This is a genomic window from Cellulosimicrobium sp. RS (assembly GCF_046159675.1).
GTDB lineage: Bacteria > Actinomycetota > Actinomycetes > Actinomycetales > Cellulomonadaceae > Cellulosimicrobium > Cellulosimicrobium funkei.
In genome coordinates, this window is the sequence record NZ_JBJXVU010000007.1 from 279,137 (window position 1) to 297,692 (window position 18,556).

The 18,556-nt window shown below is 73.8% G+C and carries 17 protein-coding genes; 11 read left to right on the forward strand and 6 right to left on the reverse strand.

The annotated features are described in order from the left end of the window. Window positions 1-72: 72 nt before the first annotated feature. From whiA to ACI769_RS13005, 6 genes are all read left to right on the forward strand, one after another. On the forward strand, window positions 73-1,053 hold the full coding sequence (whiA, locus tag ACI769_RS12980; RefSeq protein WP_034655142.1) for a DNA-binding protein WhiA: 981 nt from the start codon (window positions 73-75) through the stop codon (window positions 1,051-1,053). Between the two features lie 362 nt (window positions 1,054-1,415). Beyond that, complete coding sequence (gene gap, locus ACI769_RS12985) at window positions 1,416-2,420, forward strand: type I glyceraldehyde-3-phosphate dehydrogenase (protein ID WP_043654032.1); 1,005 nt, start codon at window positions 1,416-1,418, stop codon at window positions 2,418-2,420. A gap of 157 nt (window positions 2,421-2,577) precedes the next feature. After that, entirely contained in the window at window positions 2,578-3,777 is a 1,200-nt protein-coding gene (locus ACI769_RS12990; RefSeq protein WP_021481806.1) for a phosphoglycerate kinase, read from the forward strand. 71 nt (window positions 3,778-3,848) lie between these two features. Then, a complete protein-coding gene (gene tpiA / locus ACI769_RS12995) occupies window positions 3,849-4,646 on the forward strand; it encodes a triose-phosphate isomerase (protein WP_085387882.1) in 798 nt (265 codons plus the stop codon). A 208-nt stretch (window positions 4,647-4,854) separates the two neighbouring features. Then, window positions 4,855-5,097 carry a preprotein translocase subunit SecG gene (secG, locus tag ACI769_RS13000; RefSeq protein ID WP_021481808.1) on the forward strand — a complete coding sequence of 81 codons (243 nt, stop codon included), beginning with the start codon at window positions 4,855-4,857 and terminating at the stop codon, window positions 5,095-5,097. A 130-nt stretch (window positions 5,098-5,227) separates the two neighbouring features. Next, complete coding sequence (locus ACI769_RS13005) at window positions 5,228-5,575, forward strand: RNA polymerase-binding protein RbpA (protein ID WP_021481809.1); 348 nt, start codon at window positions 5,228-5,230, stop codon at window positions 5,573-5,575. Window positions 5,576-5,603: 28 nt separating this feature from the next. Here ACI769_RS13005 and ACI769_RS13010 read toward each other — a convergent pair whose 3' ends face one another. The 6 genes from ACI769_RS13010 to tkt form a co-directional block, all read right to left on the reverse strand. Next, a complete protein-coding gene (locus tag ACI769_RS13010) occupies window positions 5,604-6,296 on the reverse strand; it encodes an O-methyltransferase (RefSeq protein WP_409141708.1) in 693 nt (230 codons plus the stop codon). Further along, window positions 6,293-7,087, reverse strand: coding sequence for a 6-phosphogluconolactonase (gene pgl / locus ACI769_RS13015; protein ID WP_043654043.1), 795 nt, complete (start codon window positions 7,085-7,087; stop codon window positions 6,293-6,295). The genes ACI769_RS13010 and pgl overlap by 4 nt, the downstream gene beginning before the upstream one ends. Next, entirely contained in the window at window positions 7,084-8,001 is a 918-nt protein-coding gene (opcA, locus tag ACI769_RS13020; RefSeq protein WP_034655766.1) for a glucose-6-phosphate dehydrogenase assembly protein OpcA, read from the reverse strand. The genes pgl and opcA overlap by 4 nt, the downstream gene beginning before the upstream one ends. Window positions 8,002-8,104: 103 nt before the next feature. Then, the gene (gene zwf / locus ACI769_RS13025) at window positions 8,105-9,646 is read right to left on the reverse strand and encodes a glucose-6-phosphate dehydrogenase (RefSeq protein ID WP_085387885.1); all 1,542 of its coding nucleotides are present in this window, start codon (window positions 9,644-9,646) and stop codon (window positions 8,105-8,107) included. A gap of 144 nt (window positions 9,647-9,790) precedes the next feature. Continuing rightward, complete coding sequence (gene tal / locus ACI769_RS13030) at window positions 9,791-10,930, reverse strand: transaldolase (RefSeq protein WP_034655764.1); 1,140 nt, start codon at window positions 10,928-10,930, stop codon at window positions 9,791-9,793. A gap of 121 nt (window positions 10,931-11,051) precedes the next feature. Further along, window positions 11,052-13,214, reverse strand: coding sequence for a transketolase (tkt, locus tag ACI769_RS13035; RefSeq protein WP_409141709.1), 2,163 nt, complete (start codon window positions 13,212-13,214; stop codon window positions 11,052-11,054). A 353-nt stretch (window positions 13,215-13,567) separates the two neighbouring features. Between tkt and ACI769_RS13040 the strand changes: the two genes are divergently transcribed. The 5 genes from ACI769_RS13040 (at window position 13,568) to ACI769_RS13060 (ending at window position 18,409) form a co-directional block, all read left to right on the forward strand. Continuing rightward, window positions 13,568-14,596 (forward strand): heme o synthase, encoded by a 1,029-nt coding sequence (locus ACI769_RS13040; protein WP_409141710.1) that lies wholly within the window; start codon window positions 13,568-13,570, stop codon window positions 14,594-14,596. A gap of 30 nt (window positions 14,597-14,626) precedes the next feature. Next, window positions 14,627-15,580, forward strand: a complete 954-nt coding sequence (gene xerD / locus ACI769_RS13045) for a site-specific tyrosine recombinase XerD (RefSeq protein ID WP_074806651.1) — start codon at window positions 14,627-14,629, stop codon at window positions 15,578-15,580. Between the two features lie 327 nt (window positions 15,581-15,907). Beyond that, window positions 15,908-16,723, forward strand: a complete 816-nt coding sequence (locus ACI769_RS13050) for a ParA family protein (protein ID WP_051028084.1) — start codon at window positions 15,908-15,910, stop codon at window positions 16,721-16,723. After that, window positions 16,707-17,636, forward strand: a complete 930-nt coding sequence (locus ACI769_RS13055) for a segregation and condensation protein A (RefSeq protein ID WP_409141711.1) — start codon at window positions 16,707-16,709, stop codon at window positions 17,634-17,636. The genes ACI769_RS13050 and ACI769_RS13055 overlap by 17 nt, the downstream gene beginning before the upstream one ends. Beyond that, window positions 17,633-18,409, forward strand: coding sequence for an SMC-Scp complex subunit ScpB (locus ACI769_RS13060; RefSeq protein ID WP_409141712.1), 777 nt, complete (start codon window positions 17,633-17,635; stop codon window positions 18,407-18,409). Before ACI769_RS13055 ends, ACI769_RS13060 begins: the two co-directional genes overlap by 4 nt. Window positions 18,410-18,556: the final 147 nt, after the last annotated feature.

Consider the following 18,556-nt stretch of genomic DNA (forward strand, 5'->3'; position numbering starts at 1 on the left):
ACATCGCGACGGCCGCCCGCGCGCTCCCGGACGCCGCCGCGACACGCTCCCATCGGTGGCAGGATGTCCCGCATGGCGCTCACGGCACAGGTGAAGGACGAGCTGGCACGACTGCGGGTGGACAAGACCTCGTGCCGCAAGGCGGAGGTGTCCGCGATGCTCCGCTTCTCGGGCGGCCTGCACCTCATCTCCGGTCGTGTGGTCATCGAGGCCGAGCTCGACACGGCCATCGCCGCGCGGCGCCTGCGCGAGACCATCGCCGACGTCTACGGCCACACGAGCGAGCTGATCGTGGTGTCCGCCGGGGGGCTGCGCAAGAGCAGCCGGTACGTCGTGCGGGTCGTGCGCGACGGCGAGTCCCTGGCCCGCCAGACGGGCCTCCTCGACCAGCGCGGCCGGCCCGTGCGCGGGCTGCCCCCGCAGGTCGTCTCCGGCGGGGTGGAGGAGGCCGAGGCCGCGTGGCGCGGCGCCTTCCTCGCCCACGGGTCCCTCACGGAGCCCGGGCGCTCGTCGGCCCTCGAGATCACGTGCCCCGGCCCGGAGGCCGCCCTCGCGCTCGTCGGCGCGGCCCGGCGCCTGGGGGTGTCCGCCAAGTCGCGCGAGGTCCGCGGGATCGACCGCGTGGTGATCCGCGACGGCGACGCGATCAGCGCGCTCCTCACGCGCCTCGGCGCGCACGAGGCGGTCCTCGTCTGGGAGGAGCGGCGCGCGCGTCGTGAGGTGCGCGGCACGGCGAACCGGCTCGCCAACTTCGACGACGCCAACCTGCGCCGCTCGGCGCGCGCCGCCGTCGCGGCGGGCGCCCGGGTCGAGCGGGCGTTCGAGATCCTGGGGCCCGACCTGCCCGAGCACCTCCGCGAGGCCGGCGAGCTGCGCCTCGCGCACAAGCAGGCGTCGCTCGAGGAGCTCGGTCAGCTCGCCGACCCGCCGCTCACCAAGGACGCCGTCGCGGGGCGCATCCGGCGCCTGCTCTCGACGGCGGACAAGCGCGCCGCCGAGCTCGGCATCCCGGACACCGAGGCGGGGCTGAGCCCGGAGCTGCTCGACCTCTGAGGAGCGCGGCCCTCCGCCCGCGACCGTCGCGCCGCGCGCCCGACGCCGCGGCGCCCGTCCCCTGGACGTCACGCACCGGCGGGACGATGGTCCCGAAGCATGGGATTCAGGTCACATGACGGAGTGGTGTTGGTATAGGCTCGTCAGTGTCAGGTGACAACGACGTGCTCCTTCGCTGACACCCCTCGTGGGCGTGGGTGGTCCCGGCTGTCGCCGTGACGGTCCACGAGCACGGAGGGTGCTGTGCCGGGATCCGGGCAGCGGGGCACGGGCGCGATCACCACCTGCGTACGACGGCGTACGTGATCGTTCGGCATCAACCGTGTGCGTCGGGACAACCGGCGCGCCCTGAGGAGGGCATTGTGACCATCCGCGTCGGTATCAACGGCTTCGGTCGTATCGGACGGAACTTCTACCGCGCCATCGTCGAGTCGGGCGCCGACATCGAGATCGTCGGCGTGAACGACCTCACGGACAACAAGACGCTCGCGCACCTGCTCAAGTACGACACGGTCCTCGGCCGTTTCCCGCTGAGCGTGGACTTCGACGACGACAACATCGTCGTCGACGGCAAGAAGATCCGTGCGCTCGCGGAGCGCGACCCGGCGAACCTCCCCTGGGGCGAGCTCGGCGCCGACATCGTCATCGAGTCGACCGGCTTCTTCACCGACGCGACCAAGGCGAAGGCGCACATCGACGCCGGCGCCAAGAAGGTCATCATCTCGGCCCCGGCCAAGAACGAGGACGCCACGTTCGTCATGGGCGTGAACTCGGACCAGTACGACCCGGCCGCGCACCACATCATCTCGAACGCGTCGTGCACCACGAACTGCCTCGCCCCGCTGGCCAAGGCGCTCAACGACTCGATCGGCATCGAGCGTGGTCTCATGACCACGATCCACGCCTACACGGGTGACCAGAACCTCCAGGACGGCCCGCACCGCGACCTGCGTCGTGCCCGCGCCGCCGCGCAGAACATCGTCCCGACCTCGACGGGTGCGGCCAAGGCCGTGTCGCTCGTCCTGCCCGAGCTCAAGGGCAAGCTGGACGGCTACGCGCTGCGCGTCCCGGTCATCACGGGCTCGGCGACCGACCTCACCTTCACCGCCTCGCGCGAGGTCACGGTGGACGAGGTCAACGCCGCGCTCAAGGCGGCGGCCGAGGGCCCGCTCAAGGGCATCCTCGAGTACGTCGACGACGAGATCGTGTCGAGCGACATCGTCACCAACCCGCACCAGAGCATCTTCGACTCGAAGCTCACGAAGGTGATCGGCGACCAGGTCAAGGTCGTCTCCTGGTACGACAACGAGTGGGGCTACTCGAACAGCCTCGTCGCGCTGACCGCCCTGGTCGGCGAGAAGCTCTGAGCCACCTGCTGACGCAGCACATCCCTGCGTAGCACCATGCGTCCGCGTGCGCGTCCCGGCACCGCCCGGTGACGCGCACGCGGACGTCCTCATGTGCGGGCCGGGCCGGCTGCCGGCAGGCGTCCCGCACGACGGCGACAGAACCGTAGGAGACCGCATGAAGACCATCGACTCCCTGGGCGACCTGCGCGGCAAGCGCGTCCTCGTCCGCTCCGACTTCAACGTCCCGCTCGACGGGACGACCATCACGGACGACGGGCGCATCCGCGCCGCGCTCCCGACGCTGAAGAAGCTGACCGACGCGGGCGCGAAGGTCATCGTCACCGCGCACCTCGGCCGCCCCAAGGGCGAGCCGGACCCGAAGTACTCCCTCGCGCCCGTCGCGGCCCGCCTGGGCGAGCTGCTCGGCGTGCCGGTGCACCTGGCGCAGGACGTCGTCGGCGACTCGGCGCGCGAGACGGTCGCCGCGCTCGGCGACGGCGAGGTCGCGCTGCTGGAGAACATCCGGTTCGACCCGCGCGAGACGTCGAAGGACGACGCGGAGCGCCAGGCGCTCGCCCGCGACCTCGCGCAGCTCGCGGACGTCTTCGTCTCCGACGGCTTCGGCGTCGTGCACCGCAAGCAGGCGTCGGTCTACGACGTCGCGCAGGTGCTCCCGTCCGCGGTGGGCGAGCTCGTCCTCAAGGAGGTCGACTCGCTGCGCAAGGCGACGGAGGACCCGCAGCGCCCCTACGCGGTCGTGCTCGGCGGCTCGAAGGTCTCCGACAAGCTGGGCGTCATCGCGAACCTGCTCACCAAGGCGGACCGCCTGCTCATCGGCGGCGGCATGGTGTTCACGTTCCTCGCGGCGAAGGGCTACGGCGTCGGGAAGTCCCTCCTCGAGGAGGACCAGATCGACACGGTCAAGGGCTACCTCGCGGACGCGGAGAAGAACGGCGTCGAGATCGTCCTGCCGACGGACATCGTGGTGGCCGACGCGTTCGCCGCGGACTCGCCGCACGAGGTCGTCGCCGCGGACGCGATCCCGGCCGACAAGATCGGCCTCGACATCGGCCCCGAGTCGGCCAAGCTCTTCGCGAGCAAGATCGTCGACGCGAAGACCGTCGTCTGGAACGGCCCCGCCGGCGTGTTCGAGTTCGAGGCGTTCTCGGGCGGGACGCGCGCCGTGGCCCAGGCCCTGGTCGACGCGACGGCGAACGGCGCGTTCACCATCGTCGGCGGCGGCGACTCGGCCGCCGCGGTCCGCATCCTCGGCTTCGACGAGGCGGGCTTCAGCCACATCTCGACCGGTGGCGGCGCGAGCCTCGAGTTCCTCGAGGGCAAGGACCTGCCGGGGATCTCCGTCCTCGAGGGCTGACCGCCCCCCGTACCCCTCCGCGCCGCCCGCTCCCGCGGGCGGCGCGGGCCCCACAGAGAGAAGAAGGACCCGTGGCGAACACCCGCACCCCGCTCATGGCGGGCAACTGGAAGATGAACCTGGACCACCACCAGGCGACCCACACCGTGCAGAAGCTCGCGTGGACCCTCAAGGACGCGAAGCACGACTACGCGGCCGTCGAGGTCGCCGTGCTGCCGCCGTTCACCGACCTCCGGTCGGTGCAGACGCTCGTGGACGCGGACAAGCTCGAGCTCAAGTACGGCGCGCAGGACGTCTCGGCGCACGCCGAGGGCGCGTACACGGGCGAGATCTCGGCGTCGATGCTGGCCAAGCTCGGCGTGAGCTACGTCGCCATCGGGCACTCAGAGCGCCGCCAGTACCACGGCGAGACCGACGCCCTGGTGAACGAGAAGATCGTCGCCGCCGTGGGTCAGGGCATCGCCCCGATCCTGTGCGTGGGCGAGGGCCTGGACGTGCGCAAGGCTGGCGAGCAGATCCCCTACACGCTCGCCCAGGTCGAGGGCGCCCTCGCGGGCATCCCCGCCCCCCAGCTCGCGACGCTCGTCATCGCGTACGAGCCCGTGTGGGCCATCGGCACGGGCGAGGTCGCGACGCCCGAGGACGCCCAGGAGGTCTGCGGTGCGATCCGCGGCGCCCTCGGCGACCTGTACGACGCGGACCTCGCGAACGCGACGCGCGTCCTGTACGGCGGCTCGGTGAAGTCGTCGAACGTGGCCGCGATCATGGCCCAGCCGGACGTCGACGGCGCGCTCGTCGGCGGCGCGAGCCTCGACCCCGAGGAGTTCGCGAAGATCGCGCGCTACCAGTCGCACGCGACCGGCGCCTGACCTCCGCCTCGCACCCCGCACCGACGGCCCCGGGACCGCGTCCCGGGGCCGTCGGCCGCCGTCCGGGGACGGCGGCGGACGGGGTTGGCCGCGGCGGCCCCACGTCGCCTACTCTTGTCCCCTGTGCCGCGGGTCACGCCCGTGCACGACAACCGTGCGGTCGGTCCCGACATCGGTCGGGCCGGCCCTGAGCCTCAAGGACGTACTCGTGGACGTGCTGCGCATCATCCTCCAGATCCTGCTGGTGCTGACCAGCGCCTTCCTCACCCTGCTCGTGCTCATGCACAAGGGGAAGGGTGGCGGCCTCTCCGACATGTTCGGCGGCGGGATCTCGAGCTCCGTGGGCAGCTCCGGCGTCGCCGAGCGCAACCTCAACCGCATCACCGTGGCGTTCGCCCTCGTCTGGGCCGTCGTCATCGTGCTCCTGGGTCTCCTCCAGAAGGTCGTCTGACCGCACGCGCCCACCGGGGCGTCGTCGGGACGGCAGGAGAGTCCGCAGTCGGCAGGGGGCAAGCCGCGCACGGTCGCGCGGTCCGGGCAGGAACGAGTGCCGACGGCGGCACGGACGGGGGAGAGAGCACGTGGCAGGTGGTAACGCGATCCGAGGGTCGCGCGTCGGGGCGGGACCGCTCGGGGAGTCCGAGCGCGGCGAGATCGCGCCGCGCTTCTGGGTGTCGTACTGGTGCGCCAACGGCCACGAGACGCGACCCAGCTTCTCGTCGGAGGCCGGCATCGAGGCGCCGGAGACCTGGGACTGCCCGCGGTGCGGGTTCCCGGCCGGTCAGGACCAGGAGCACCCGCCGACGCCGTCGCGCAACGAGCCCTACAAGACGCACCTCGCGTACGTGAAGGAGCGGCGCAGCGACGAGGACGGCGTCGCGATCCTCGACGAGGCGCTCGCCGCGCTGCGCGCCCGCCGCGGCCGCTGAACCCGGCCGGGACGGTCCGGGTAGCGGCTCAGCCGCGCACGCGCGCGAGCACGAAGCCGTCGTAGCCCTTGGACCCGACGGTCTGCACGGCCGTGGCGTCGAGGCGCGGGTCCGCGACGACGCGATCCGCCATCTCCCGCACGCCGAGCACGTTCGGGTCGGTGCTCGCCGCGTCCGCGACGGCCCCGCCGCGGACGGTGTTGTCCACGACGAGGAGTGTCCCGGGGCGCGAGAGCCGCAGCGCGAGGTCGAGGTAGACCGGGTTCGAGGGCTTGTCGGCGTCGACGAACACGAGGTCGAACGGCGCGGCGCCGTCCGCGACGAGCCCTCGCAGCATGTCCGCGGCCGGTCCGACGACGACGTCCACCGTTCCGGAGAGCCCGGCCGCGGCCAGGGACTCGCGCGCGACGGCGGCGTGGGCCGGGTCGATCTCGCACGTGACGAGCGTGCCGTCGGCGGGAAGGGCCCGGGCGAGCCAGATCGTCGAGTAGCCGCCCAGGGTGCCGACCTCGAGGATGCGCCGCGCGCCCGACGCGAGCGCGAGGAGCTGCAGCAGCCGGCCCTGGGCGGGGGAGACCTGGATCTCGGGGAGCCCGGCGTCCCGGGCGCGCGCCGACGCGGCGGCGAGCACGTCGTCCTCGGCCACCAGGGGCGCGAAGTACGCGTCGACGGCGTCCCACGTGGCCGCGGGATCCGCCGGGTGCTCGCCGCCGGTCGTCACGCGCGACCCTCGTCCGTCTCGGTCGGGTTCCCGGTGCCGGCCGCGGCGACGTCGACGAGCCACAGCGTGGCCTCCGTCCCCGCGACCGCGGCGGCCGGGGTCTCGCGCGCCGGCGCGCCGGCGAGCGCCGACGCGACCGCGGGCGCCTTCTCGGCACCCGCCGCGACGACCCACACCTGACGGGCCCGCGCGATCGCCTCGAACGTCAGCGTGACGCGCTCGGGCGGCGGCTTGGGGGAGCCGTGGACGCCCGCCGTCGGGGTGCCCGTGACGTCGAGCCCGGGGTGGTCGGGGAAGAGCGACGCGACGTGGCCGTCGGGGCCCATGCCGAGCAGCAGGACGTCGAAGGCCGGGACCTGCTCGCCGTCCGGCGCGTGCTCCGCGAGCGTCGCCGCGTACGCGGTCGCCGACTCCTCGGGGGTCGCGGCCGCGTCCGCGGCCGGCATCGGGTGCACGTTCTCGGGCGGGAGGTGCGGCAGGTGGTCGAGCAGCGCCTCGCGTGCCTGCGTCTCGTTGCGCTCGCCGTCGCCCGACGCGAGGAAGCGCTCGTCGCCCCACCACACGTGCACACCCGACCAGTCGACGGCGTCGCGCGCCGGGTGGCGCGCGAGCGCGGCCAGGCTCGCGATCCCGACGGTCCCGCCCGTCAGCACGACGTGCACGGGGCGACGGACCGACTGCACGTCGAGCAGGCGGGTCACGAGCCGCGACGCCACCGCCTCGGCGAGCACGCCGGCGTCGGGGTGCACGACGACGAGGCGCGCCGGGGTGCCCGGCCCCGCGGCGGTCACGCGCCCACCTTCTGCAGGCCCTTGGTGAGCACCTCGCCGTAGATCTCGTCGGGGTCCAGGCGGCGCAGCTCCTCGATGAGGGCCTCGCTGAGCGTCCGGATGGGCAGCGCGACGCGGCGGTCGGGCTTGCCCGGCTGGCTGATCGTCACGGTACGGCCGTCGGGGCGGTCGAGGACGATCGGCCCGCTCTTGCGCTCGAGGGTCACGCGCGTGATCGCCTCGGCGCCGCGCCGTCGCACCACCTGGGCGGGGCAGCGCAGGCGCGAGCCCAGCCAGGCGGCGAGCAGGTCGAGCGACGTGTGCTTCGCCTGACCCTCGACGACGACGCTCGTCACCGGCTCGTAGGGCGGCTGGTCGAGCGCCGCGGCGATGAGGCCGCGCCACAGCGTCACCCGGGCCCACGCGAGGTCGGAGTCGCCCGGGCCGTACGTCTGCGCGAGCTGCGCGAGCGTGGCCTCGGGGTCCTTCGCCGTGATCGAGTCGGTGATGCGCCGCTGCGCCATGGCGCCGACCGGGTCGTCGTCGGGGGACGCGGGCGGCTGGCCCGGCCACCAGACGACGATGGGCGCGTCGGGCAGCAGGAGCGGCATGACGAGCGTGTCCGCGTGCTCGAGCAGCGGCCCGGCGGTGCGGAGCACGACCACCTCGGACGCGCCGGCGTCGCCGCCGACGCGGATCTGCGCGTCGAGGTGCGGCGTCGCGCTGCGGCCGGACGGCGCGACGACGATGACGCGGCACGGGTGCTCGCGGCTCGCGTCGTTCGCGGCCTCGATCGACGTCTCGACGTCGGACTCGCGCGCGATGACGACGAGCGTGAGGACGCGGCCGAGCGCGATCGCGCCGCCCTCGTCGCGCAGGCGCACGAGGCGCTTGTTCACCGCGTTCGTCGTCGTGTCGGGCAGGTCGATGATCATCGCGGGGTCCTCGCCGGTCGGAGGGTCGTGCCGCGTACCGGCGCACGACGGGGTCGGGGGGTCTCTCGGGTGCGCGCGGCCCGCTCGGCGGGCGCCGGCGCGGTCACGGGCGCCGCCAGGCGCGGCCGTCGCGCGCGAGCATCGCGTCGGCGGACTCCGGCCCCCACGTGCCCGACCGGTACGGCTCGGGCTTGCCCTTCGCGGCCCAGTGCGCGGTGATCGGGTCGAGGATCTTCCAGGAGAGCTCGACCTCCTCGCGGGTGGGGAACAGCGGCGGGTCGCCGAGCAGGACGTCGAGGATGAGGCGCTCGTACGCCTCCGGCGACGACTCCGTGAACGCGTGCCCGTAGCCGAAGTCCATCGTCACGTCGCGGACCTCCATCGCGGTGCCCGGGACCTTGGCGCCGAAGCGCATCGTCACGCCCTCGTCCGGCTGGACGCGGATCACGAGCGCGTTGTTCCCGAGGTCCGACGCCTGCGAGCTCTCGAACGGCAGGTGCGGGGCCTTCTTGAACACGACGGCGACCTCGGTCACGCGACGCCCCAGGCGCTTGCCCGTGCGCAGGTAGAACGGGACGCCCGCCCAGCGGCGGTTGTCGATGTCGACGCGGACCGCGGCGTACGTCTCCGTGGTGGAGGTGTCGGGGATGCCGTCCTCCTCGAGGAAGCCGATGACCTCCTCGCCGCCCTGCCAGCCGGCGGCGTACTGCCCGCGGGCGGTGTGCCGGGACAGCTCGCGCGGCAGCCGCACGGCGGAGAGCGCCTTGATCTTCTCGGCCCGCAGGGAGGGCGCGTCGAACGACACCGGCTCCTCCATCGCGACGAGCGCGAGCAGCTGGAGCAGGTGGTTCTGGATGACGTCGCGCGCCGCGCCGATGCCGTCGTAGTAGCCGGCACGGCCGCCGATGCCGATGTCCTCGGCCATCGTGATCTGCACGTGGTCGACGTAGTTCGCGTTCCAGATGGGCTCGAACATCTGGTTGGCGAAGCGCAGGGCCAGGAGGTTCTGGACCGTCTCCTTGCCGAGGTAGTGGTCGATGCGGAAGACCGAGTCGGGCGGGAAGACCTCCGACACGACGGCGTCGAGCTCGCGCGCGCTCGCGAGGTCGTGGCCGAACGGCTTCTCGATGACCACGCGGCGCCACGCGTCCTCCGCCGAGCGGGACAGCCCCGACTCGGCGAGCTGGCGGCACACGACGGGGAACGCGCTCGGCGGGACCGACAGGTAGAACGCGTGGTTGCCGCCCGTGCCGCGCTCGGCGTCGAGCGTCTCGACCGTCTCGCGCAGGCGCTCGAACGCCTCGTCGTCGTCGAACGAGCCCTGGACGAACCGGATGCCCTCGGAGAGCTGGCGCCACGTCGCCTCGCGGAACGGCGTGCGCGCGTGCTCCTTGACGGCGTCGTGCACGACCTGCGCGAAGTCCTGGTCCTCCCAGTCGCGGCGCGCGAAGCCCGTGAGCGCGAAGCCCGGGGGGAGCAGGCCGCGGTTGGCGAGGTCGTAGACGGCGGGCATGAGCTTCTTGCGGGCGAGGTCGCCCGTGACGCCGAAGATGACGAGCCCGCACGGGCCCGCGATCCGGGGCAGGCGCAGGTCGAGGGGGTCGCGCAGAGGGTTGTGCTCTGGCGTGATCTTGGCCGGTCTCACCTGGTGGCACCGTTCCGTTCGGGGAGGGGTCGGAGGACTGCAGAAGGGCTTGGGCGTCTGCGGATCATAGGGGCGTCGCGACGGGGTGCGCCGCCGTTCCCGCAGGTCGGACGCGCGGCCGGGACGCCGGCCGCGCGCCGGAGGTCAGGAGGAGGCGAGGCGGCGGAGGTTGTCGCGCGTCGTGGCGAGGAGCTCGGTCCAGCTGTCCTCGAACTTGCGCACGCCCTCGGCCTCGAGGCGGTCGGTGACCTCGACGAGGGAGACGCCGAACGACTCGACGGTCTCGATCGTGCGCCGCGACGCGGTCGCCGTGCCGGTGACCGTGTCGCCCGTGACGACGCCGTGGTCCGCGAACGCCTGGAGCGTCGCCTCGGGCATGGTGTTCACGACGCCGTCCGTGACGAGCTCGTCGACGTACATCGTGTCGCGGTACTCGGGGTTCTTCACGCCCGTCGAGGCCCACAGGGGACGCTGGGGCTGCGCGCCGGACGCGACGAGCGAGCGCCAGCGATCCGTCTGGCGGAACTCCTCGTAGGCCTCGAACGCGAGGCGCGCGTTCGCGACGGCGGTCTGCCCGCGCAGGTCGAGCGCCTCGGGCGTCCCGACCTTCTCGAGCGCGGCGTCCACCGCGGTGTCGACGCGCGAGACGAAGAACGAGGCGACGGAGCCCACGGGCGCAAGGTCGACGCCGTCGGCGCGCGCCTGCTCCAGCCCGATCGCGAACGCCTCCATGACCGCGCGGTAGCGCGCGAGGGAGAAGATGAGGGTCACGTTGACGCTGATGCCCTGCGCGAGCGTGCGCGTGATCGCGTCGAGGCCCGCGACCGTCGCCGGGATCTTGATGTAGACGTTCGGGCGGTCGATCGTGCGCCACAGGCGCTCCGCCGTGACGACCGTCGCGTCGGCGTCGTGGGCGAGGCGCGGGTCGACCTCGATCGAGACGCGCCCGTCGACGCCGTCGGTGGCGTCGTAGACGGGGCGCAGTAGGTCGGCGGCGGCGCGCACGTCGTCGGTCGTGATGCGCTCGACGGCGGCCTCCACGGCCGCGTCGTCGGTGCCCGCGGCCGCGAGGTCGGCGAGCTGGGCGTCGTAGGCGTCGCCCTTCGCGAGCGCCGACGCGAAGATCGTGGGGTTCGTGGTCACGCCGACGACGCCGCGCGTCGCCACCAGCTCGGCGAGGTTGCCGGTGCGCAGCCGTTCTCGGGAGAGGTCGTCGAGCCAGATCGACACGCCCGCTCCCGTGAGCTGCTCGATGGGGCCGGGGACGGTGGTGGGCTGCGTCATCGGACTTCCTCTCGTGGTGCTCTCGCTGCGGACGTGCGCCCGGGTCGCCGCTCGTGGCGGTCGTCCGGGGTGTCCCGAGGTGGGGCCGCGTGCACGGCCCCACCTCGGAATCTACGAAGGGTCAGCGCAGGTCGCCAGTGCCGCCCTCCGAGGGAGTGGGCTCGGCGCCCGGGGCGTCGCCGCCGCGCGCCGCGGCGATCGACTCGCGCGCCGCCGTCGCGACGGCCTCGGACGTGATGCCGAACTCGCGGTACAGCACCTGGTAGTCCGCGGACGCGCCGTAGTGCTCGAGGCTCACGGAGCGGCCGGCGTCGCCGACGAGCTCGCGCCAGCCCTGCGCGACGCCCGCCTCGACCGAGACGCGCGCGCGGACGGCGGGCGGCAGGACCGACTCGCGGTAGGCGTCGTCCTGGCCGTCGAACCACTCGCGGCTCGGCAGCGACACGACGCGCGCCTGCACGCCCTCGGCCGCGAGGATCTCGCGCGCCTCGACGGCGAGCTGCACCTCGGAGCCGGTGCCGATGAGGATGACGTCCGGCGTGCCCTCGGTGTCGAGCAGCACGTAGCCGCCGCGCGCCGTGCCGGACGCGTCGGCGTAGCCGTCGGTCCCGCGCGGGAACGTCGGCACGTTCTGGCGCGTGAGGATGAGGCCCGCCGGGCGCTCGGTGTTCTCGAGCACGGTGCGCCAGGCCCACGCGGTCTCGTTCGCGTCGGCCGGGCGCACGACGTCGAGGCCCGGGATCGCGCGCAGCGCCGCGAGGTGCTCGACGGGCTGGTGCGTCGGGCCGTCCTCGCCGAGGCCGATCGAGTCGTGCGTCCACACGAACGTCGTCGGGATCTCCATGAGGGCGGCCAGCCGGACGGCGGGACGCATGTAGTCGCTGAACTGGAGGAACGTGCCGCCGTAGGCGCGCGTCCCGCCGTGCAGGACGATGCCGTTGAGGATCGCGCCCATGGCGTGCTCGCGGATGCCGAAGTGCAGCGTGCGGCCGTACTCGTGGCCCGGGAACTTCTTCGTCGCGTGCTCGGCCGGCACGAACGACGGCTCGCCGTCCATCGTCGTGTTGTTCGAGCCCGCGAGGTCGGCGGAGCCGCCCCAGAGCTCGGGCAGCACGTCCTTGAGCGCGGTGAGGACCTTGCCGGACGCGGAGCGCGTCGCGACGGCCTTGCCCGCCTCGAAGGTGGGCAGCGCGTCCTCCCAGCCGGCCGGGAGCTCGCGGCGCGAGAGGCGGTCGAGCAGCTCCGCGCCGGACGGGTTCGCCGTCATCCACGCCTCGAACGCCCGGTCCCAGGCGGCGCGGGCGTCGGCCTGGCGCTCGCCGACGGCGCGCGTGTACGCGAGCACCTCGTCGTCGATCGCGAAGCTCGCCTCGGGGTCGAGGCCGAGCTCGACCTTGAGGCCCTTGATCTCGTCGGCGCCCATGGCGGAGCCGTGGATGCCGCCGGTGTTCTGCTTCGTGGGCGACGGGTACCCGATGATCGTGCGCAGCGCGATGATCGACGGCTTGCCCGTCTCGGCCTTGGCGGCCTCGATCGCGGCGTGCAGCGCGTCGACGTCCTCCGCGTAACCGGTGCCCCCGTCGGTCCAGTCGACGCGCTGGGTGTGCCAGCCGTACGCGGCGTAGCGCGCGAGGACGTCCTCGGTGAACGCGATGTCCGTGTCGTCCTCGATCGAGATCTTGTTGTCGTCCCAGATCACGACGAGGTTGCCGAGCTGCTGGTGGCCCGCGAGCGAGGAGGCCTCGCTCGTCACGCCCTCCTGCAGGTCGCCGTCGGAGGCGATGACGTACACGTGGTGGTCGAACGGCGACTCGCCCGGCGTGGTCGACGGGTCGAGCAGGCCGCGCTCGCGGCGCGCCGCGAACGCCATGCCGACCGACGACGCGAGGCCCTGGCCGAGCGGGCCGGTCGTGATCTCGACGCCGCGGGTGTGCTTGTACTCGGGGTGGCCGGGGGTCTTGGAGCCCCACGTGCGCAGCGCCTCGATGTCCTCCATCTCCAGGCCGTACCCGGCGAGGAAGAGCTGGAGGTAGATCGTCAGCGACGAGTGGCCCGCGGAGAGCACGAACCGGTCACGACCGACCCAGTGGTCGTCGGACGGGTCGTGGCGCATGACCTTCTGGAACAGCAGGTACGCGGCGGGGGCCAGCGAGATCGCGGTGCCCGGGTGGCCGTTGCCCACCTTCTCCACGGCGTCGGCGGCGAGCGCCTTGATCGTCTTGACGGCCCGGTCGTCCAGGTCCGTCCAGTCCAGGGGCGTGTGAGCAGGGGACAACGCGTTCACCGAACCTCATTCCCGTCCGGAGCGCGCGCCCCGGATCCTCGCGACAACTCGAAGCAACCGTTGAACATTTCCCGGCCTCGCGCCTCAGGGGGCGGGGCGGCCCGGTGCCCGTCGCGCGGCCCGGAGGCCACGTCCGTGGCGGGCGGTCCGACGCGGGACGGTCGCGGGCACCAGCCTATACGCGTGCGCCGTTCCCGGCCGGGCGGTGCCCACGTGCTGGATTTCGGTCGGATGTCACACAATCGCCCGGCCCGTCCGGTCGGCCCCCGCGCAGGCGGGGACGTACGATGAGCGAGGACGACCGGCGGTCCGTCCCAGCTCGCCCCCCACCTCAGAACGGAACACCGAAGCGCGTGCACACCACGAGCCAGGCACCGATCGACGGGACCGGAAGCCCGTCGAGCGCCGCGTCGACCCAGCAGCCGTCCTCTCCGACGGCCCCCGCGACCTCCGTCGCCCCGACGGCCGAGGTCGCCGGCGCGACCCGCGCGCTGCGCGAGCGGGTCGGCGCCTACGTCGCCCTCACCAAGCCGCGCATCATCGAGCTCCTCCTCGTCACGACGGTCCCGACGATGTTCCTGGCGCAGGGCGGGCTGCCCGGGCTGGGCCTCATCCTCGCGACGCTCGTCGGCGGCACGCTCGCCGCGGCCTCCGCGAACGTCTACAACTGCTACCTCGACCGCGACATCGACGAGGTCATGAACCGCACCAAGCGGCGCCCGCTCGTCACGGGCGAGATCACCCCGCGCGCGGCGCTCGTGTTCGCGACCGTCCTCGGCGTGGTGTCGCTGGTCTGGTTCGCGCTGCTGGTCAACGTCGTCTCCGCGTGGCTGACGTTCGCGGCGATCGCGATCTACGTCGTCGGCTACACGATGATCCTCAAGCGCCGCACCCCGCAGAACATCGTGTGGGGCGGCATCGCGGGCTGCATGCCGGTGCTCATCGGCTGGTCGGCAGTCACGGGCTCGCTGAGCTGGGCGGCGCTCGCGCTGTTCCTCGTCATCTTCTTCTGGACCCCGCCGCACTACTGGCCGCTGTCGATGAAGTTCAAGCGCGACTACGCGAACGCGGGCGTCCCGATGCTCCCCGTCGTCGCGGACGACAGCCGGGTCGCGCGCGAGATGATCCTCTACGGCGTCGCGATGGTCGCCTCGTCGCTCGCGCTGTGGCCACTCGCCGGGATGACCTGGGTCTACGGCGTCGTCGCCACGGCCCTGGGCGCCTGGTTCCTGTCGTCGTGCGTGACGATGCTGCGCCGGGCGCGCGACAAGGCCGACGGCAAGGGCGGCAAGGTGGGGGAGATGAAGGTCTTCCACTCGTCGATCACGTACCTGACCCTGCTCTTCGTCGCGGTGGCGGTCGACGTCTTCCTGCCGCTGTGAGCCCGGTCGTCCCGGGCGGGCAGTGACGCCATGAGCCCCGGCGAGGCCCACGTGCCCGAGGCGCTGGACCGCGCCGCGCGCGAGTACCTGGCGCACCTCGCCGTCGAGCGCGGGCTGTCCGCCAACACGGTCGCGGCCTACCGCCGCGACCTCGCGCGCTACGTCGCGTTCCTCGCGTCGCGCGGGAACCACGCCGTGCGCGACGTCGAGGCGGACGACGTCGCCGACTACGTCACCGCGCTGCGCACCGGGGCCGACGGCGGCGCGCCCCTGTCGCCGTCGTCGACCGCCCGGTCGGTGGCGGCCGTGCGCGGCTGGCACCGCTTCTGCGCGGCCGAGGGCCTGGCCGATGCCGACGCGTCGGCCGACGTCCGCCCGCCCGCCCAGGGCAGGCGGCTGCCGAAGGCCATCTCGACCGACGAGGTCGCGCGCATCCTCGAGGCGTCCGGCGCCGGGGACGGGCCCGGCCCCCTGCGGGACCGCGCGCTCCTGGAGCTCGTGTACTCGACCGGCGCGCGCATCACCGAGGCGGTGAGCCTCGACGTCGACGACCTGGACCTCGACAGCGGCGCCGTGCGCCTCCTGGGCAAGGGCGGCAAGGAGCGCGTGGTGCCCGTCGGGTCGTTCGCGCGCCGCGCCCTCGACGCCTACCTCGTGCGCGGGCGCGCCGCGCTCGCCGCGAACGGGCGGGGGACGCCCGCGGTGTTCCTCAACACGCGCGGCGCGCGCCTGTCCCGGCAGAGCGCGTGGGCCGTGCTGCGCACCGCGGCCGAGCGCGCCGGGATCGAGCACCCCGAACGCATCTCGCCGCACACGCTGCGGCACTCGTTCGCGACCCACCTGCTCGCCGGCGGCGCGGACGTGCGCGTCGTGCAGGAGCTGCTGGGCCACGCGTCGGTCACCACGACCCAGATCTACACGCTCGTGACGCCCGACACGCTGCGCGAGGTCTACGCGGCCGCGCACCCCCGCGCGCTGGGCTGATCCCGCGCCGCGACGGGGCCATAGCGCCCCCGGCACCGCCGCAGCACCGCCGCGAGTACCGCCGCGCCACGTCGCCCCGGAACGCGGCGCGCGGGCGCGTACGCACCGGCCCGGGCGAGGTCCTGCGATACCGTGGCGGACGTGAGCAGCCAGGCCGAGACCCAGCCCGAGACGCGCGGCGCGCACGGCTCGCACGGCGACGCCGTCCGTCCGGTCGTCCCGCAGACCTCCGCCGAGGGGGACGCGGCGCCTCCCGCCGACCGCCCCGTCGAGCAGCCCGCGGACCGTGCCGCCGCCGAGCCGCGCGTCGACGTCGTCGGCCGCACCCTGCCAGAGTTCCCCGTCCCGGCCTCGCTCGCCGCGCACGGCCCGGGCCGCATCATCGCCATGTGCAACCAGAAGGGCGGCGTCGGCAAGACGACGACGACCATCAACCTGGGCGCCGCGCTCGCCGAGTACGGGCGCAAGGTCCTGCTCGTCGACTTCGACCCGCAGGGCGCCGCGTCCGTCGGCCTCGGCGTCAACCCGCACGAGCTCGACCGCACGGTCTACAACCTGCTCATGGAGCGCGGCGCGGACATCCACGACGTGCTCGTGAGCACCGACGTCGAGAACCTCGACCTGCTGCCCGCGAACATCGACCTCTCGGCCGCCGAGGTGCAGCTCGTGGGCGAGGTCGCGCGCGAGTCCGTCCTGTCGCGCGTCCTGCGCCCGGTCGTGGACGACTACGACGTGATCCTCGTCGACTGCCAGCCCTCGCTCGGCCTGCTCACCGTGAACGCGCTCACCGCCGCGCACGGTGTGCTCATCCCGCTCGAGTGCGAGTTCTTCGCGCTGCGCGGCGTCGCGCTGCTCGTCGAGACGATCGAGAAGGTGCGTGACCGGCTCAACCCGCGCCTCGACGTCGACGGCATCCTCGCCACGATGTTCGACTCGCGGACGCTGCACTCGCGCGAGGTCGTCGCGCGCGTGCACGAGGCGTTCGGCGACAAGCTGCTCCACACCGTGATCGGGCGCACGGTGAAGTTCCCGGACGCGTCCGTCGCGGCCGAGCCCATCACCGTGTACGCGCCGAACCACCCGGGCGCCGTCGCGTACCGGCAGCTCGCCCGGGAGCTGGTCGCCCGTGGCGACGCCGCCTGAGCCGCCACCACCGACGGAGCCGCCCGCGCGGGCCGGGTTCGAGGTCCGGCTCGACAACTTCAGCGGGCCCTTCGACCTGCTGCTGTCGCTCATCACGAAGCACAAGCTCGACATCACCGAGGTCGCGCTCGCGCGCGTGACGGACGACTTCATCGCGCACATCCGCGCGGCCGAGCGCGCCGCCGCCGTCGCGCGGGCCGCGGGGGAGGACCACCCCGGCTGGGACCTCGGCACCGCGAGCGAGTTCCTCGTCGTCGCCGCGACGCTGCTCGACCTCAAGGCGGCCCGGCTGCTGCCGACGGGCAGCGTCGAGGACGACGAGGACCTGGCGCTCCTGGAGGCCCGCGACCTGCTCTTCGCGAGGCTGCTGCAGTACCGCGCGTACAAGGACGTGTCGGGCCTGCTCGCCGAGCGGTTCGAGAGCGCCGGGCGCCTGTTCCCACGCGTCGTGCAGCTCGAGCCGCACCTCGCCGCGCTGCTGCCCGAGCTCGTATGGACCATGGGGCCGGACCAGCTCGCCGTGCTCGCGGCCCGCGCGCTCGCCCCCAAGGCGCCGCCGCCCGGCGTCTCGCTCGACCACCTGCACGCCCCCGCCGTCAGCGTGCGCGAGCAGGCGGGGATCGTCGTCGACCGCGTGCGCAGCCACGGTACGACGACGTTCCGCGCCCTCGTCGCCGACGCGGGGGAGACGGCCGTGGTCGTCGCGCGGTTCCTCGCGCTCCTCGAGCTGTTCCGCCAGGCGCTCGTCGCGTTCGACCAGGTGACGCCGCTCGGCGAGCTCACCGTGCGGTGGTCGGGCGACGACGACGCGGCCGAGCGGCCGCTCGCCGACGTCGGCAGCGAGTTCGACGAGGGCGACGAGCCCGACCCGACGGACGCCCTCGCCACCACCGACCAGGAGGTCCCCGCGTGACGCAGCCCGACGACGACCCGGCCACGGACGACGCCCGCCCGCCCGCCGTGCACGACCTCCCGGGCGGTCTGCGGTCCGCGCTCGAGGCCGTGCTCATGGTCGCGGACGAGCCGATCCCGCCGGTCGAGCTCGCGGCGGCGCTCGCGGTCCCGGTCGACGAGGTGCTGGACGCGCTGCACGACCTCGCGGCCGAGTACCGCGGCGACGACGGCGGTCGGCCCCGCGGGTTCGAGCTGCGCGCGGCGGGCGGCGGGTGGCGTGTGTACTCCGCGCCCGCGCACGCCGAGGTCGTGGGCCGGTTCGTGCAGGGCGGCCAGACGGCCCGGCTCACGCAGGCGGCGTTGGAGACTCTGGCCGTGATCGCGTACCGTCAACCGGTCAGCCGCGGCCAGGTGTCGGCGGTACGAGGGGTCAACGTGGACGGCGTGGTGCGCACGCTCGTGGCGCGCGGGCTCGTGGCCGAGGTCGGACAGGACCCGCACACCGGCGCCGGCCTCTTCGGCACCACGGGGTACTTCCTCGAGCGCATGGGCTTCACGTCGCTCGACGAGCTCCCCCCGCTCGCGCCGCACCTGCCGGACATGGACGACCTCGAGGGCCTCGACGGGCTCGCCGACCTGCGCGCTCCCGCGCGGCCGACGGGCGTCGCGGCGCCGACGGACGCTCCCGACGTCGCGGCTGACGACGCGGACGGCGCACCGGCGCCGACCGCCACGACACCCGGCGTGACGCACGACGTCACGCACGGACCGACGGACGAAGGACACGCATGAGCTCGAAGGACGGACGCCGCTCCGGCGACGGAGGGCGCGGGCGCACGCCCCGCGACGGGGCGGGCGACGCACGCCGCGGCGGGAACGGCGACGCGCGGCGCGGCGGCCCGCGGGGCGGCGACGGCGCACGCGCGGGCGGCGCGCCCC